General features: G+C 42.6%; 12 protein-coding genes and 1 riboswitch. Of the genes, 6 read left to right on the plus strand and 6 right to left on the minus strand.

The genetic code is table 11. The features are described from left to right. Positions 1-224: 224 nt before the first annotated feature. Positions 225-318, plus strand: a riboswitch (glycine riboswitch). Positions 319-426: 108 nt separating this feature from the next. Next, entirely contained in the window at positions 427-1794 is a 1368-nt protein-coding gene (locus MKS89_RS08005; protein WP_072957762.1) for an alanine/glycine:cation symporter family protein, read from the plus strand. 3 nt (positions 1795-1797) lie between these two features. On the opposite strand, the gene MKS89_RS08010 is transcribed toward MKS89_RS08005, so the two are convergent. Next, positions 1798-2823 carry a zinc dependent phospholipase C family protein gene (locus MKS89_RS08010; RefSeq protein WP_072957759.1) on the minus strand — a complete coding sequence of 342 codons (1026 nt, stop codon included), beginning with the start codon at positions 2821-2823 and terminating at the stop codon, positions 1798-1800. Between the two features lie 163 nt (positions 2824-2986). Continuing rightward, positions 2987-3835, minus strand: a complete 849-nt coding sequence (locus MKS89_RS08015; protein WP_072957757.1) for a DUF4123 domain-containing protein — start codon at positions 3833-3835, stop codon at positions 2987-2989. Between the two features lie 421 nt (positions 3836-4256). Here MKS89_RS08015 and MKS89_RS08020 point away from each other — a divergent pair, with 421 nt between their 5' ends. The 3 genes from MKS89_RS08020 to MKS89_RS08030 all read left to right on the plus strand — a co-directional run bounded on the left by MKS89_RS08020 (position 4257) and on the right by MKS89_RS08030 (position 8402). Continuing rightward, the gene (locus tag MKS89_RS08020; RefSeq protein ID WP_072957754.1) at positions 4257-5738 is read left to right on the plus strand and encodes a carboxypeptidase M32; all 1482 of its coding nucleotides are present in this window, start codon (positions 4257-4259) and stop codon (positions 5736-5738) included. Positions 5739-5989: 251 nt separating this feature from the next. Beyond that, positions 5990-7828 carry a hypothetical protein gene (locus tag MKS89_RS08025; protein ID WP_072957752.1) on the plus strand — a complete coding sequence of 613 codons (1839 nt, stop codon included), beginning with the start codon at positions 5990-5992 and terminating at the stop codon, positions 7826-7828. A 373-nt stretch (positions 7829-8201) separates the two neighbouring features. Then, complete coding sequence (locus MKS89_RS08030; RefSeq protein WP_131814886.1) at positions 8202-8402, plus strand: hypothetical protein; 201 nt, start codon at positions 8202-8204, stop codon at positions 8400-8402. A 193-nt stretch (positions 8403-8595) separates the two neighbouring features. Here MKS89_RS08030 and MKS89_RS08035 read toward each other — a convergent pair whose 3' ends face one another. Further along, the gene (locus MKS89_RS08035; RefSeq protein WP_198298130.1) at positions 8596-9525 is read right to left on the minus strand and encodes a dihydrodipicolinate synthase family protein; all 930 of its coding nucleotides are present in this window, start codon (positions 9523-9525) and stop codon (positions 8596-8598) included. A 360-nt stretch (positions 9526-9885) separates the two neighbouring features. On the opposite strand from MKS89_RS08035, the gene MKS89_RS08040 reads away from it, so the two are divergent. After that, positions 9886-10914: a LacI family DNA-binding transcriptional regulator gene (locus MKS89_RS08040; protein ID WP_072957746.1), complete on the plus strand. Its 1029-nt coding sequence runs from the start codon at positions 9886-9888 to the stop codon at positions 10912-10914. A gap of 105 nt (positions 10915-11019) precedes the next feature. Here the strand turns inward: MKS89_RS08040 and MKS89_RS08045 are convergent, their stop codons facing one another. The 3 genes from MKS89_RS08045 to MKS89_RS08055 form a co-directional block, all read right to left on the minus strand. After that, the gene (locus tag MKS89_RS08045; protein WP_072957743.1) at positions 11020-11802 is read right to left on the minus strand and encodes a DUF5718 family protein; all 783 of its coding nucleotides are present in this window, start codon (positions 11800-11802) and stop codon (positions 11020-11022) included. Positions 11803-11862: 60 nt separating this feature from the next. Continuing rightward, positions 11863-13134 carry an Nramp family divalent metal transporter gene (locus MKS89_RS08050; protein WP_072957740.1) on the minus strand — a complete coding sequence of 424 codons (1272 nt, stop codon included), beginning with the start codon at positions 13132-13134 and terminating at the stop codon, positions 11863-11865. A gap of 89 nt (positions 13135-13223) precedes the next feature. Further along, on the minus strand, positions 13224-14153 hold the full coding sequence (locus MKS89_RS08055; protein WP_205409086.1) for a dihydrodipicolinate synthase family protein: 930 nt from the start codon (positions 14151-14153) through the stop codon (positions 13224-13226). A 1632-nt stretch (positions 14154-15785) separates the two neighbouring features. Here MKS89_RS08055 and MKS89_RS08060 point away from each other — a divergent pair. Then, positions 15786-16259 carry a sporulation protein gene (locus MKS89_RS08060; RefSeq protein ID WP_072957736.1) on the plus strand — a complete coding sequence of 158 codons (474 nt, stop codon included), beginning with the start codon at positions 15786-15788 and terminating at the stop codon, positions 16257-16259. Positions 16260-16478: the final 219 nt, after the last annotated feature.

Consider the following 16478-nt stretch of genomic DNA (forward strand, 5'->3'; position numbering starts at 1 on the left):
GTAGATGACATCACAATTCTTTTGGATTAACATCAGCCTGTAAATCATCAAATTAGATGATTGTTCCAGTGAAGACTACAGGAGAGAGGTTGTTAACCTAATTTTAACATTAGGACTAACATTTCCCACCGAAGAAGTAAATCTTTCAGGTGTATCACGCTTAATTTTGAAGAGCTTTCAATTTTGAAGAACTCTTCTTTTTTCGGGATACGAGGACTGTAGTTGGAGGAACCTCTGGAGAGAACCGTTGAATCGGTCGCCGAAGGAGCAAGTCCCATCCGGGATGAAACTCTCAGGCAAAAGGACAGAGGAGTGAAAGGCCCATTTTTTGAAATTAATTCAATGCGTCGTCCGTAATTTCAGGACGATCACTTTATAATAAACCTTTCCTCTTCTCCTTATGTGTACTTATTTTAAGGGGAAATCATGCAAAACCTGCAATCCATATTCAGTGCTATCGATAGTTTTATTTGGGGACCACCATTACTCTGCTTATTGGTCGGAACCGGTATCTATTTCACGTTCAGTCTCGGACTCCTGCAATTCCGTCATCTACCCACCGCTTTAAAACTCGTGTTTGGTCGTTCCCCTCAAGGGAAAACCGGTGATGTATCCAGCTTCGCGGCATTATGTACCGCCCTATCCGCAACGATCGGAACCGGCAACATTGTCGGTGTCGCAACAGCCATTAAGCTCGGCGGCCCCGGAGCGCTGTTTTGGATGTGGTTTGCGGCCTTGTTCGGCATGGCCACCAAATACGCAGAGTGCTTGCTGGCCGTCAAATATCGTAAAACCGATGCAAAAGGCCAAATGGTTGGCGGGCCAATGTATTTTCTACAGTACGGTGTCGGTTCAAAACTATTGGCGACTGCCTTCGCAGTATTTGCGATTGGTGTTGCATTCTTTGGGATCGGCACATTCCCGCAAGTCAACGCCATTGTCGATGCATCACAACTCTCATTCGGGGTATCCCGAGAACTCGCGGCCGGTATCCTGACGCTGCTTGTTGCCATCGTCACCATTGGCGGTATTCAGTCAATTTCGAAAGTTGCCAGTAAAGTGGTACCGACCATGGCCCTATTTTATATTCTGGCCTGTCTGTCGATCTTGATCATGCAAGCGGATCAGTTTGTTCCCGCGGTCCTGCTGGTGATTCAATCCGCTTTCACATCAACAGCCGCAACCGGTGGTTTTGCCGGTGCAACCATTATGTTAGCGATTCAGGCCGGTGTTGCTCGCGGGGTATTCTCCAATGAATCCGGTCTCGGCAGCGCACCGATGGCCGCCGCAGCCGCAAAAACCGATTCTTGTGTGCGGCAAGGGTTGATCTCGATGACGGGGACATTCTTCGATACGATTCTGATCTGTACCATGACCGGGCTGGCGTTAATCCTCACCAATACATGGCAGGGAGATTTGTCCGGTGCCGCCATGACCACCCATGCATTTGCAGTTGGTCTTGATTCAGCAACGGTTGGTCCACTACTCGTATCGATTGGTTTAATCTTCTTTGCATTTACCACGATTCTGGGCTGGAACTACTACGGTGAGCGTTGTGTCGTCTTCTTGTTCGGCACCAAAGGCATTCTGCCCTATAAACTGATCTTCATCGCGTTGGTTGCTTCCGGTTCATTTTTGCATCTGGATTTAATCTGGATTATTGCCGATATTGTCAATGGTCTGATGGCCATCCCGAACCTGATTGGCTTGCTGATGTTGCGAAAAGTCGTCATTGAAGAAACCGCATTATTCTTCCGCCACGGCATGATGAAGTCTGCACCCGCAGAAGCCTAAGATTTAACGGTGAGTCGCGCGCGTTGTGTGATCGATCACAGGTGCGCTCAATCCCGATTCACCGAAATGCGTGGTATGTGCCACTGTTGTCAATTGTGGTTTTTGTCGTCCCGGCCATTCTTGCGACCAGAGCGTTAAATTCCCCTGCTCACACCGCCCCGTATCCAGATTCCAGTTCTTCAGCCAATCTGTTGCAGCATGATCATAAACACTCCGGCCAAGCAACCGCTGATAATGAACAACATTCGCGACCGTAAAATCAAACACCTGATCATAGTGCCAATAGCCATAAGGCGTCTCCAGATGGGTAATGTACTGCTGATCAATGGCTGAAATCGGTGGATAGACCAAGCCGAGAAAAGCCGCAACATGACGGGACAACGGAAATAACCGATATTGGTCTTCCACCAAGGCCATCACGCGAATAAAAGCAACATACCAACCGTGAATATCCGGCATCCCGAACCGTTGCCCGTATGTATCCAGCAACGACTCGCGCCAGACCACCTCAATCACATGATCAATCTGATTCGGCGACTGTATTTCAGCACAGTGCAGTAAATGACGAGATAAACGTTCGACATATCCGATATCACCCAACCCCATCCGTTGCCAGATAAACGCATCCTGATGCATCTCACATTCCCGATGCTGCTGTTTATTCTGATCGTAATCCCCGACTTTGATTTCAATCACCGGGTGAATCGTGATATCCGTGATCACATGGGCGAGAAATCCACTCAGCCAGGCAAATGCTCGGTCCTGCTGCTCTCCGTACAGACGACGCACATGCGCAATCATACCGCGCACCAAATCCCCGACATAGTGATAATGCATTCGATCAGCCCATGCCGCCTGGAGAGAATCGGTAATTTTCAGATAAGGAAAGTCCGGAGAAACCGCACCCATTTCAACATAGCGTTGATTCACCAGTAAAATACGTTGCATTCGGCTGGGCAAAACATACCGAACATCTCCCTGCATGAATGCCTGATTGACCGCCGTGATATGAGCAAATGCACCCGGCATAATAAACCTTCATCATTGCTTACCTGATGATAATAAATTACGTGATTTGTATGACAGTTATCTTGCATAAGCAGTGATAGAACCCGATACAATTCTCTCTGACTGTGTCGGTACTTCGCCTTCTGAACCAACACGTCGGTACCGGTGAATGCGTACCGAACAATCACACACCCAACGCATACTGTTTTGCGCATCGGGCGGCCTGACGAATCCGCTGAGTCGGTGTCCTTTCCTGTGAGGGAAAGTGAATCAGTTTATAAATGTCCGGATATGCTTCCCCCGCCACCGCGGATTCTCCCAACCAACCGATGATATTGAAGTAATTCAATTGATCCTGACGGGTGACAAATCCTTTCTGACGGGCAATCTGAGCATGGGCTTCAACCCACAGATCGCCACGCTCCTGCTGGAACAGCACCTCGGGAAAATGTCGTTTCATGTGATGGTATATCGCTTCAAGCAGGCTCTGCCATGCGATATGGCTGAGTTGTTGCCACTGCACGGGTGTAAGTTGCAGCGGTAATTCAAACTCAACCATGGGTTCAAAATCAGACCGGTCTATCACTTTCCAGCCCAAAGAGGTTGGGAGCCACACCTGATCCATCGGCTGCCAAAACCAATGACACGACGCGCTGAGTAAAGTCCATGCCACATCGGCATGAGCCATATTGAGATAACTTGTCGTCCCATAAGGAGACAACACCTGTATCTGCTGCCGAAAATGTTCAGCGAGTGTCTCTATCGACCAGGATGAACTGAAGAAAAACCCCTCCGCACCGCGCCGGTGTCGTAAAAACCATTGCTTCACCAAATCATCCACAGCCAACAGATAAGGCGACTGTTCTTCATCCGATTCATAGAGATAAACCGCGGCCGATTCGACGATTGGCTCATCAGGGAAATAGCTTTGGTAATACGGTGGCAACTGTCGGCCATCCACAAACAGATAGAGACGATGCTCCGCCCCTGTCGGTATTCGCTCCAATGCTTGTTCAAATTGCAATATGCTCATCGTGCCAAACCATCCACGATGACCCGATAAGATATGCAAACAGGATTATTCAAAATATGGCCGATGTAACGAATAAAGGCATCGCAAATGACTATCATGATCATTCCTTTTATATAGATAGGCGAGAAACGGCTCCGTCAAAAACACTACGGATTCAATAAATTGTTCATCATACAATTAAACTCATTTGAGTAAATATAAAAACTTAAATGAGAAAAAATGATTCTATCAATATTTTTTCCATCATGAAGATTGCATTTTGCAGTTTAGATCACTTTTGGGAGTCACTTAACAAATAGAACCCATAATAAAAATCACATAAAAATCAATAAGTCATAAAAAATGAAAATCATTGGGTGTTTCACTGCATCTTGATATACCCTTGAATTCATTTGCTACCACTTAAATAAGAGGTGAATCTATGAACGCGTACCATCAGTTGGTTGAGCATACAAAAAATATCACTCACTTCGAGCATCTTTCTGCAATCTGCGGCTGGGATCAGGCCGCGATGATGCCGGCAGGTGGGGCTGAAGCGCGAGCCCAAGCAATGGCCGCGTTACAAGTCCATATTCACCAGTTGATGAATCAGCCCCAACTGACCGAGTGGTTTGCTCAGGCAGAACAAGCACCACTCTCAGCAGAGCAGCAAGCCGTGCTCCGCGAGATGAAACGGCAATGGCAGCAAGCCACCGTGCTGCCTGAATCATTAGTTCAGGCGCAATCAATCGCTGGCGCCCGATGTGAACATGCCTGGCGGCAACAAAAACAAGACAATGATTGGGCCGGTTTCGCAGCCAACTGGGAGGAAGTCGTTAAACTCTCACGTGAAGAAGCACAGATTCGGGCCGCAGCGACAGGCAAGACCCCATATGATGCAATGCTTGACCTTTATGAACCCGGTGCATCGACCCAAGCACTGGACAGCTTGTTTGACGACGTCAAATCTTGGTTGCCCACGCTCATTGATCGTGTTCTTGAGAAACAGTCGCATGAGTCTGTTCTGTTACCGCGGGGTAACTATCCGAGTGAGACACAAAAATCGCTGGGATTAGCAGTCATGAAACAGCTGCAATTCGATTTCGATCACGGGCGGCTGGATGAAAGTACTCACCCGTTTTGTGGCGGTGTGCCTACCGATGTCCGTATCACGACACGCTATAGTGAAACGGAATTTGTGCAATCGTTGATGGGAATCGTCCACGAAACCGGCCACGCGCGCTATGAACAGGGATTACCCAAAGCATATGCCGGCACACCGGCCGGTGAAGCACGGTCGATGGGGATTCATGAATCGCAATCACTTTTCTTTGAAATGCAGATTGGGCGCAATCCTTTGTTCATCAATCATCTGGCCGATTTGGCATCGCAGTATTTCAACGCTCACAATGACCCCGTGTTTGCCAAAGCCAATCTGCAAAAACTTTATTCCAGAGTGAGCAAGGATTTCATCCGCGTCGATGCCGACGAACTCACCTACCCTGCCCATGTCATTTTGCGTTACGAAATCGAGCGCGACCTGATCAACGGTGTGATCGAATTCCGTGATGTACCCGAGTTATGGGATCACAAAATGCAGAATTATCTCGGGCTATCCACCCAAGGCAATTATCGCCAAGGCTGTATGCAAGATATTCACTGGACGGACGGCTCATTCGGCTATTTCCCTTCTTATACACTCGGTGCAATGTATGCTGCGCAATTTATGGCGGCCATGAAGAAAACGATCGATGTTGACGGAGTCATCCACAGTGGCGATTTGACACCGATATTCACTTGGCTAGCTGACAATATTTGGTGTCAAGGGAGTTTGTTAACCACCGATGAACTGGTGAAACAAGCGACGGGTGAGACGTTGAATGCTGAGCATTTTAAAGCGCATCTTGAGAAGCGTTATTTATAACGGTTATTTGCCTGCGAGCGGTCATGCGGCTGCTCGCAGACTGTCATATTCCTTAGTTACACGATATATTTTGCAGTATCAGTAGAAATCATCATATTTATCCCAGATAACTATATTCCAATCTCCCAAACTCGTCACCTTTCATATAAATCAGTGATATAGCCATCAATTTTATATGAACAACAGCACAACTTAACCGTATACCGCTAGTATTTAGAACATGAATTTTAGTTCGTTATGCAGGTTATCTTATGAAATTAAGCCAAGTTTTAAACCATACTAATCAATTTGAGCGCTCAAAATTTATCAACTGTATAGATAAGCTATGTCGAGACAATAAAGACGACACTGAACTGACTAAACAGTTAGATAAGATTGATGGCCAACTTAAAGCTGCATCTGGTAATGAAATCAAAGAATTGTTTAATCTCGTCAAAAAACATTTCAGAAAACATGTTGTAGAACAAATTGCCATCGGCGGCCCCCAATCATCATTACTCATTAACATTCTCGCAAGAGATGGAAACTGCATTTCCACAATCCCTTGGATCGAGCACCTCTATGCCAAAGAGCATGCAAAAATAGACCAGCTCAGTATTTCGCTCATCGATGAGCTAGAGTCATCTGAGTTTAGTGATTTTGACCGCTTAAACCGACTGGATATTTACAGAGATTGTATGCGGACAGCATTTAATAATGATCTTAAAGCGAATCGAACAGCTAAAATTTCGGAGGACGAACGCAGTATATTGAATGTACTCGCCCAGCGTTTGGGATTATCAAGAGAGGAAGTTAATGCCATTGAACATTCAATTGACCCTATACCAGATCTTGGTATAGATAGTGCCCTCGAATATCTCAGAGAGAATGGCATCATCATGATTAATCGTCGTCGTTCAGAGGTAATGGTCGCTGACGAAATCGTAGATATCTTTCATGACGTACTTGGTAAAGAAATACATGATAAATATGTTTTAAGAATTCTACGCTCCCTATCTGATACTGAGTTATCAAGTATTTTAAAAAATTACGGGTGTAAAATCCGCGGAGTCGATAGAAAGGAAAAAATTGCTACCATCGCACACTTGGGTCTTTCTATACGGAACATACTCATCAACGATATACACGCTGATGAAGCAACCCAAAACCAGAGGAAGGAACGCATCAAACAGCTCATGGAAGACATGGATCTCGATATTCCAAGAATAGGTACACGGCTACAGGATCGCATTGATGTGTTGATTGATTATCTAAAATCGTCAGAAGAAGATGAATTTAACTTGCTTAGTGTTAGCGGCTTTAAAGAGTTATTGGAGTCGCTATCGGAAACAGAGTTCAATGTAGAAGAGCGCATCCGAGCAGATTTCGAAATTGAAAACAAAGAAAATCTAGACCCTGAGAGATTAAAAGCATTAAGCATCACACCGTTGGATATATTGTACCTCTACACCAACGACGAAATAAAAACCATTAGAAATGACATGGGACTTTCTAGAAGAGGTAATCCAAGAAGCCAGATCATAGAGAGTTTCGCGAGTGCAAACGACAGATTAATTGAAAACTATAATTTACTAGCGACGAGAGATTTAAAGGGATTACACGATGCTGGTATCGATATCAAGGAGTCAGATATTGGTGCTAAATTTGAGGAGATTACTCGCTCAATTCTCGAACAACTCGACATGAACGTTGATGAAGATTTACGTAAGAGCATTAACACAGCTAAAGATAAAACAGATATTATTATATCTCTGGATAATGATGACGTAATCATTGGAGAAGCGAAGTCTTTTAAAAATGGGCAGTTTGCTAAATATTCTACAACGTCAAGACAAGTAAAAGCTTACGTGAAGCGTTGTGAAGCCACTGGGCACCGTGTCGCTCAAGTTCTTATAGTTGCTCCAGAGTTCTCCAAAGACTTTATAGATGCCGCTGACATGGATACCGAGATTAATATTTCACTTCTTGAAGCTAGCGGGTTGCAAAAAATCCTTGCGGCATATAAGCAACGCAGAAATCCAATTTTTTCACCTAAGCTTCTGACAAAAGGCGGACTGCTCAAGGCGGAGTTGATTTCCAAATCCATTTAATAAGTATCTATTTTAAAGCGCAGGTTTCCCAGACCTGCGCCAACGAGAATAAACCCTGTTAACTCACTCGCAAAACCTCATACTTTTTTCATACTTTTATTTTCCCCAAAACAGATAACCTACGCCCTGCACTGGCAAAATCCGGTGCCGGGCGTAGGAACCCGCAAATTTGTTCTTCAGGTATTATAGTTGCTAACTTTACGTTGGTTTCTTACTATATGCGGCCTCAGCACATCTAAATTATGGTGAGCTGGGCAAGGCAGCTTCGGCTGGTCGTAATCCTGAAGAGCGGCATTCCTACACCTTGTTCCAGTTCACCACCCGAGCGTAGGAACTCCTGTGGTGAAATAATTTTCCACTCTTCAGGAGTTAAATGATGTACGAAACCATCCCTTACGATCCCGAGTTTGCCCAAAAAGCCCGCGAATACCTGCGCCAGTTAGAAGAGATGTTTGAAGCCGAACAGCGGCAAAACAGTCAAGAGCTGCGCAACGTGCTGCTGTATCTGAACAATCTGATTACCACCCATTACGTGCGCTACCATCAAGAGCTTGATGGGGAGGATTTGGTGTAGTTACTGGTAAGATGATGTCGAGCCGCGAATGCGGCTCGTTTTAGAAAGGCATAAATGGTCTGCTATTCACTTCATAAGATACCACCTCTGCCGGTTAACTCGTTGAGACATATTCCCTTCACCAGAGCTAACCACTGCTACTTTTTTCAAACCGTATAGCCAGCAACTCGGTTACTGGCTACGCGCTTTTGAATTAGTCGACAAGTCCGGCAGAACGAAGAGCGGCGGCAATTTCTTCGTGCGCACCTTCTTGTAGTGGACGGAGCGGATTACGGACTGTTGCATGCTCAAGAATACCCCGAGCAACCAGACCTTCTTTTAACGCCACTGTTCCTTCCATATGTGAACCGCGATGATAAACATTCTGCGTTACTGGGAATAATTGATCGTGAATTGCACGGGCTTTCGGATAATCGCGCGCTTTACCAGCTTCAATCAGTTCAACCAAAGGCTCAGGAGCCAGGCCGCCGTAACCGACGAGTGCACCGTCAACATCAAACATGGTGTGAAGTAGATATTCATCGTGACAGGTCAAAATCGTTAGCTCCGGACATTCACGACGAATAATTGGAATTTCGGTATCCCAGCGGCGCATGTTGCGAACACCATTTTTCATCGCAATCACACCCGGCTGTTTTGCAATATCTAACAGGGTTTGCAGGTTATAAGTTGCTTTCGTCACATCAGGATATTGGAACAGAATCAGTGGTAATCCACTTTCTTCATGGACTGTTTTATAACGTTTTTGCGGAGCACCTTCTTGGTAACCAAAACGTAGCCAACCATGTGAAGGATACAGCAGACCAGCAGAAGCACCGGCTTCGACCGCACGCTTCGCTTCCAGTGCAGCAACCATGTCCCCTTCACCAGTAATACCGGCAATAATTGGGATTTCATCATTGACCGCATCTTTAAAAGCAGTAATAACCGCGCACTGCTCTTCGGGCGTTAAAAAAGTACCTTCGCCAGCATGACCAAGCACGACAAGACCTTTTACGCCGTCAACACTTGCCAGCCATGAACCGAGACGTTTGATTGCAGCAAAGTCAACATCGCCATCACGGGTAAAAGGGGTTACTGGAGCAGGCACAAGACCTTTCAAATCAATTTCGTGTTTCATCATTCGTTCCTATTTATTTGTATTTGTTTGCCAAAGTGCAAACGTTCTTGCAAACGTTTGCACTTTGGGTTTAATATACTGCGAATCAGCTTTGCTTCAAGAAAAGTTGCTGCTTATTGCCAATGAATTCACAAAAAAGATAAGAATTATTTCGTGCATCTTTCCACGTGATCTAGCACACAGAAATTTTATTTAATACGTTTTAAGGAAATGATGATGTGACGTGAAAATGTACTGCAAATTATAAGATGAGATTGAAGCATTTGAATCTTTAAAACGAACGTTCCATGTAGTCATGTAACTGTTACTCTCGGCAGGCTCTAGTGTTATAATTGCCCGACTATTATAAATGATATTACTATAATGAATGACTTAACGAACCAAAAACCTCCGGCAAAAGCCTTACCCGTAACTTTAAAAGATGTCGCAAAAGCGACTGGCGTAAGTATATCTACCGTATCTCGGATCCTTGATGAGCGATTACCTAAATCCAAGAGTAAATCGGCAGAGAAAGTCAGGGCTGTCGCTAAAGAGCTTGGATATACACGAGATGTTATGGCATCTAGTTTAAGGAGAGGTGGAACCGGAACTATCGGCGTTTTGGTTCCTCATCTTACAGATACCGTAATGGCTATTCTGTATGAAGAATTAGCAAAAGCTGCTCAACAAAGTGGTTATTTTACAATTGTGGCTACATGTGGTGATGAAGTAGAAGAGGAAGAAAAAGCGATTGAATCTCTTTTAGGGAGGCGTGTTGATGGGCTCATTCTTGCCACTTCAAGATTAGATAGTCATTCTACAGAAAAGTTAAGAAGATCCGGTGTACCTCATACATTAGTATTAAGAACCGACCATACGAGTAACTCCGTTGTGGGCAACGATATCCATGGTGGATATATCGCCACTCGTCATTTGATCGATCTCGGCCATACAAGAATTGGGATTGTTGCTGGTCCGAGTTACTCATCGAATTCATTGGGTCGAACTGAAGGGTATAAAAATGCATTAACACAAGCCGGAATAGCGTTTGAACAATCGCTATGTATTGAATCACGTTTTGATTTTGAATCCGGAGAGAATGCAGGAAGAACCCTTCTAAGTCTGCCAGATAGACCGACTGCAATTTTCGCCGTGACCGATAACCTAGCCCTCGGCGTTATATCTGCAGCGAAAGAATTCAAATTAACGCCAGGAACAGATTTTGCGTTAGTTGGCTACAATGATACGCCACTCGCAAATATGCTACCGACACCGATATCATCTGTTCATATTCCATTAGATTTTATCGCTTATAAAGCGGTCGATCTTTTATTTGGAGACAAAACAGGCGAAATAGTAGAAATTATGCCGAGCTTGATTCCTAGACATTCATCAATCTATTACAAGGTGTAGATATTATCCATCGTTTACAAGCAAAAAAAATGTATCAATAATAAATCCGAGTAAAATATCACTCGGATTAATGCCCTCTATCCCATCACTTTTAACGACTGATACTTATATAATAACTTTTTGATATATGTTTACTATATTCTCTTTCTCTAAATCACAATTATTAACTATTTTCTCTATTTCTTCTTGATCATACTGGCCGTCTTTATATAACAATATAAACACTTCATCGCCATTTTTTAAGAAATTATTTTTTCCAAAATCAGTATATCGAGTCGCACCTATGGCAATCTGAATCGTTTCAGGAAATCCACAAGCTTCCAATATATTGATTAAATTATCTTTCACTTCAGTCTCTTCTTGACTGTTTATTGTATCTTTTATCCAAGATAACAATGTATCATATTTGAATGTGTACTCTTTTGTAGAACAATCTTCATTGTATTGATAAAGGACATCATCTCTCTTTACAAAACTAACAATTCTTAAATTTTCTAGTTCCGAATCTTCAGCGTATGAGCATAAAGGAATAGGTTTTAAATAAGCCCCTTTAGAGCAAGTCCCCCAGTTTTTCTTCAGTGAGATTTTCTTTATGTCATTACTTCTAATTGAGCAATCATTAAATAATGTATAATGTGTAGCGCTCAGATCAACGACTTTACCATCTTTATATTGCACATCAAAAAAAAGAGAGATTTCTGGCTCAATTTGATAATTATAGTCATTTGTTATTCTCAGGTAATCTTCGCTGACAGGATAAACACTAAGATAACCATCCATTCCTTTGGCATAAATTGGGAATATACACCCAGGAATATCAACATTGTTATTTTCTTTATTTACTTGACCTAAATGACCTTTAAAATTACCGGATATTCCGAATATCATATATCACCTCATTAAAATAACATCTAGGGTTTACGAGTGCCCCCTAGATGTTATGCTGTTTTATGCAAAAAGTTTAATAACCAATCTAAATGACAAAGAAAATATTGCAAGTAAACCTATCAACCCCATTGTTAGATGTAAGTTTTTATTCACTAACTTACCCATAATGGATTTTTTAGACGAAATAACAAACAATAGGATACCTAAAAATGGCGCAACAAGAACCGTTAAGGCTTGAGCCAAAATAATCAATTTAATTGGTGAGCCATTATTAAATATAGCAACTGATGCGCCAAATATTAAAATACCATAGACAAAAACTTTCACTTTTGAACATGATAATTTATTACCCCACCCTACAGCGTCACATAATAATGTTCCGCCAGCAGAAGCATTTGCGGCCATAGATGAAAATGCTGCAGAGAAAAAACCAATACTAAAAATAATTGACCCCATTTTCCCTGACAAAGGCTCTAATACTTTAGTCAGTTGGGTAAAATTATTCGCTGTTTCACCTGTCACATTAAATACTGCGGCAGATACAATGATAACCAACATTGTCATGGCCGCCGTAGCTATATTGCCAGGAATCGTATCAGCAATAGTAAGGTGTTTATATTGCTCTGGTTTCAACCCACGCTCATGGATAGAATATCCACTATAAAATGCTGAATTAATAGAAAAGTTTGTGCCAATTAATGCTATTAGTAAATACCCTGCTTCAGCCGGTATTGTGGGAATAAATCCCATAGAAACATCAACCCATTCAGGATCACTTAAAATCGCAGATCCCAAAAATCCTAATGACATAATTGCAATCAGAGCAACAAGCATCTTTTCTAATGCGCGATACGCATTTTTCATCGCAATCAAAATACCAACTGCGACAGTTGAAGCCAATACCCAAGCAACAACTGAACCACCAAATAATAACTGTAAAGCGATACCAGAGCCGACTGCATTCCCAACAGAAAAACATAAAGTAATGAAAAATACACCGACCCCAGCTAACACGCCAATTTTGTGACCTAAAGTTTCCTTGATTGTATCAACTAATGACTTCTCACCCGTTGCAAGGCCGATTCTCACAGACATGTCATTAAAGAAGAACATGAGAACACCAGAGACAACGATGACCCATAGTAGATGGTATCCATATTGACTACCTGCCTGTACGGCTGATGTCAGAGCACCGGGACCGAATCTCCATGCACCAGCAACAAATGCGGGCCCCATGAGGAGTAAGATCTTGTACCAATTAGACGACTTTTCGCCCTGTTGATACGAGTTACCGACAGTTTTTACTGTCTCTATTCTCGTATTAGATTTCATACAATACCTACATTTTTTGTTTCACGTTTGAATTATTATTTTTTATAGGAGACCAGAATCTCTTGGATTCCGGTCTCGACATGCTCGTGTTAATCAACAAGTCCGGCAGAACGAAGAGCGGCTGCAATTTCTTCGTGTGCACCTTCTTGTAGGGGTTGGAGCGGATTACGAACTGTTGCATGCTCAAGAATACCCCGAGCAACCAGACCTTCTTTTAACGCCACTGTGCCTTCCATATGTGAACCGCGATGATAAACATTCTGCGTTACTGGGAATAATTGATCGTGAATGGCACGGGCTTTCGGATAGTCACGCGCTTTACCAGCTTCAATCAGTTCAACCAAAGGCTCAGGCGCCAGACCGCCGTAACCGACGAGCGCACCGTCAACATCAAACATGGTGTGAAGTAGATATTCATCGTGGCAGGTCAAAATCGTTAGCTCCGAACATTCACGACGAATAATTGGAATTTCGGTATCCCAGCGGCGCATGTTGCGAACACCATTTTTCATCGCAATCACACCCGGCTGTTTTGCAATATCTAACAGGGTTTGCAGGTTATAAGTCGCTTTCGTCACATCAGGATATTGGAACAGAATCAGTGGTAATCCACTTTCTTCATGGACTGTTTTATAACGTTTTTGCGGGGCACCTTCTTGGTAACCAAAACGTAGCCAACCGTGTGAAGGATACAGCAGACCCGCAGAAGCACCGGCTTCGACCGCACGCTTCGCTTCCAGCGCCGCAACCATGTCCCCTTCACCAGTAATACCGGCAATAATTGGGATTTCATCATTGACCGCATCTTTAAAAGCAGTAATAACCGCGCACTGCTCTTCGGGCGTTAAAAAAGTACCTTCGCCAGCATGACCAAGCACGACAAGACCTTTTACGCCGTCAACACTTGCCAGCCATGAACCGAGACGTTTGATTGCAGCAAAGTCAACATCGCCATCACGGGTAAAAGGAGTTACTGGAGCCGGCACAAGACCTTTCAAATCAATTTCATGTTTCATCATTCGTTCCTATTTATTTGTTGTATTTTTCCTTTAAACTGGGAACGTTCTTGCAAACGTTTGCAGTTTGAATTTAATATACTGCTAATTGACTTTGCTTCAAGAAAGGTTGATTTTTATTGCCAATGAATTCACAAAAAAAAATAAGATTTATTTAATATATTTTCTACTGTGAGATCGCTCAAAGAAATATAGTAGGAATATGTTATTTGCACAGAATATGAAAAGAACTGACTGCAAATGTACGCTTGCTCAGATAATATGTGCTTCAACAAGAGGGATGTCCAATTAAAATTTTAATCAACTAAATCATTACCTTATGAACATATCGGTGACATTTACTTAATAACGATGAGGCCATACCAGAACCCCGTTATAAGACATCAATCAGTACACTAACGGTAAATTACGGTCTAGAGGCATTGTATCCGTAGCTATATTTCTAATTGAACGCCCTTACCGTAAGAAGTAAAAATATAGATACTTTACTTATATAATTCTCGACTACTTTTCTTCTTTTTTTTACGCTCTTGTATCAAATTAAATTGAACTTTTAAAATAATGTTAGGCTATTAATCTGGCCGATATACCACCGCCAGCATATAAAAGAATAAACCCTGTTAACTCACTCCCAAAATCCAGTGCCGGGCGTAGGAACCCGCAGTCATTTGTTCTTCAGGGATTATAGGTTGCTAACTTTACGTTGATGAAACAACTTTTTACTCTTCAGGAGTCAACTATGTACGAAACGATCCCCCGACGATCACCAATTCGCCCAAAAAACCCGCGAATACCTGCGCCAGTTAGAAGAAATTTTTGAAGCCGAACAGCGGCACAACAATCAAGAGCTGCGCAATGTATTGCTGTATCTGAATAATCTGATTACCACCCATTATGTACGCTACCATGAAACCCCTGATGGAGAGGATTTGGTGTAGTTACTGGTGAGATATCGAGCCGCATATACGTCTCGTTTTATAAAATAACCATGAATAGATGAGATAATAGATGCTGATTTAGATTGTGAGTTCGCCTGAGCAAACCGCTTTAAATGGTGAAACCTGCGAGCTTAAACACTGAAAAACCGTGAGCGATTTATTATTTCCCAGTGCTCATCCATTTTTTAATATCTCGATTTTATCATTTCATTCAAACTATCAATCATATTAAAAATATATTTACAGCAGAATAATGATTCTGATCAACATTTATACAAAATCATCCATCACTGCAGAAAATATAATCAATGATAAGGCTCGACTGTTCTTCGAGGCTCAAGCGCCACCAATAAAACGACCAATTTTCAGTCAATTCAGTGTCACGCCATTCAGACCCAGACTGATTGCAAGCATCAGATAAATCAGCTGTTTTTGTGAATATAAAGGCGCTATTGATAAAAATATTGTTGTATAATCTGAACATCGTACATCATATAGACGCATATTTTCCTGCCTGACAGCGTTTCTTGGCAAAACTCATCAGCTCGAAAAAGCGATGCGCGATAATCTTTTTTATATAGAAATCATAAGAAGATTCATAAGAACGCAGCGTTATACATTCAACAATACAACGTCAATATTTCAAAATCTATTCATAGATCAAATTTTAAACCATAGTTAAATTAAAGGAAAAAAAATGGGGTTTTTCGATAAAGTAAAATCAATTAAGAATTTCATTACCGGTGGTGCGGCGAAAGTTTATTTAGACTCATCAGAAATTGTGTTTGGTGAGCAGTTTGAATTGCGAATTAGAGTTCAGGTTGATGATGCTGATTTAAAAATCGATCGCGTTTATGTTGAAATTGAAGGTATAGAAGAAATAGAAGTACCGGATGTCGATGTCATTTATGAGTACGATGACGAAGAGGAACGGCGCATAGAAATCGTACGAGCAGAAACCACCACAACAGAATTAGAGATCACAGTGGATGACGGGCAAGTTTTAAATGCCAATGAAAAATACGAATGGACAGTCAATGTCGAGTTACCAAGTGACGCCCTGCCTCCGTATAATGGCGAATATTGTCAGCATTCGTACATGGCACGTGCGTCGCTGGATTGTTTTGGCAACGACCCCGATTCTGGCTGGATTGAGCTTGATATCAACTAAAATCACCATAAACCAGTCAGCAGGGAAATACATCCCTGCTGGCGGTAATATTCAATGTTTAAGTTGCTCAATGGCATGATAACGTGTACTCAACTCATTCATCACTCACTTTGGGTCACTGTCACTGTCGTATGAACCAATCCCCTTCCCCAAAAAATCTCATATTTTTTCCATACTTTCTCTTTCCAACAATTCGATAACCTGACTCCTGCGCTGGCC

It is taken from the genome of Vibrio gazogenes (genome assembly GCF_023920225.1).
GTDB lineage: Bacteria > Pseudomonadota > Gammaproteobacteria > Enterobacterales > Vibrionaceae > Vibrio > Vibrio gazogenes.

Bases quoted from the DNA above. Each gene is read 5' to 3' on its own strand.
- MKS89_RS08005 (WP_072957762.1), top strand. From the start codon at position 427: ATGCAAAACCTGCAATCCATATTCAGTGCTATCGATAGTTTTATTTGG.
- MKS89_RS08060 (WP_072957736.1), top strand. From the start codon at position 15,786: ATGGGGTTTTTCGATAAAGTAAAATCAATTAAGAATTTCATTACCGGT.
- MKS89_RS08020 (WP_072957754.1), top strand. From the start codon at position 4,257: ATGAACGCGTACCATCAGTTGGTTGAGCATACAAAAAATATCACTCAC.
- MKS89_RS08010 (WP_072957759.1), bottom strand. From the start codon at position 2,823: ATGCCGGGTGCATTTGCTCATATCACGGCGGTCAATCAGGCATTCATG.
- MKS89_RS08025 (WP_072957752.1), top strand. From the start codon at position 5,990: ATGAAATTAAGCCAAGTTTTAAACCATACTAATCAATTTGAGCGCTCA.
- MKS89_RS08035 (WP_198298130.1), bottom strand. From the start codon at position 9,525: ATGATGAAACACGAAATTGATTTGAAAGGTCTTGTGCCTGCTCCAGTA.
- MKS89_RS08045 (WP_072957743.1), bottom strand. From the start codon at position 11,802: ATGATATTCGGAATATCCGGTAATTTTAAAGGTCATTTAGGTCAAGTA.
- MKS89_RS08030 (WP_131814886.1), top strand. From the start codon at position 8,202: ATGATGTACGAAACCATCCCTTACGATCCCGAGTTTGCCCAAAAAGCC.
- MKS89_RS08040 (WP_072957746.1), top strand. From the start codon at position 9,886: ATGAATGACTTAACGAACCAAAAACCTCCGGCAAAAGCCTTACCCGTA.
- MKS89_RS08050 (WP_072957740.1), bottom strand. From the start codon at position 13,134: ATGAAATCTAATACGAGAATAGAGACAGTAAAAACTGTCGGTAACTCG.
- MKS89_RS08055 (WP_205409086.1), bottom strand. From the start codon at position 14,153: ATGATGAAACATGAAATTGATTTGAAAGGTCTTGTGCCGGCTCCAGTA.
- MKS89_RS08015 (WP_072957757.1), bottom strand. From the start codon at position 3,835: ATGAGCATATTGCAATTTGAACAAGCATTGGAGCGAATACCGACAGGG.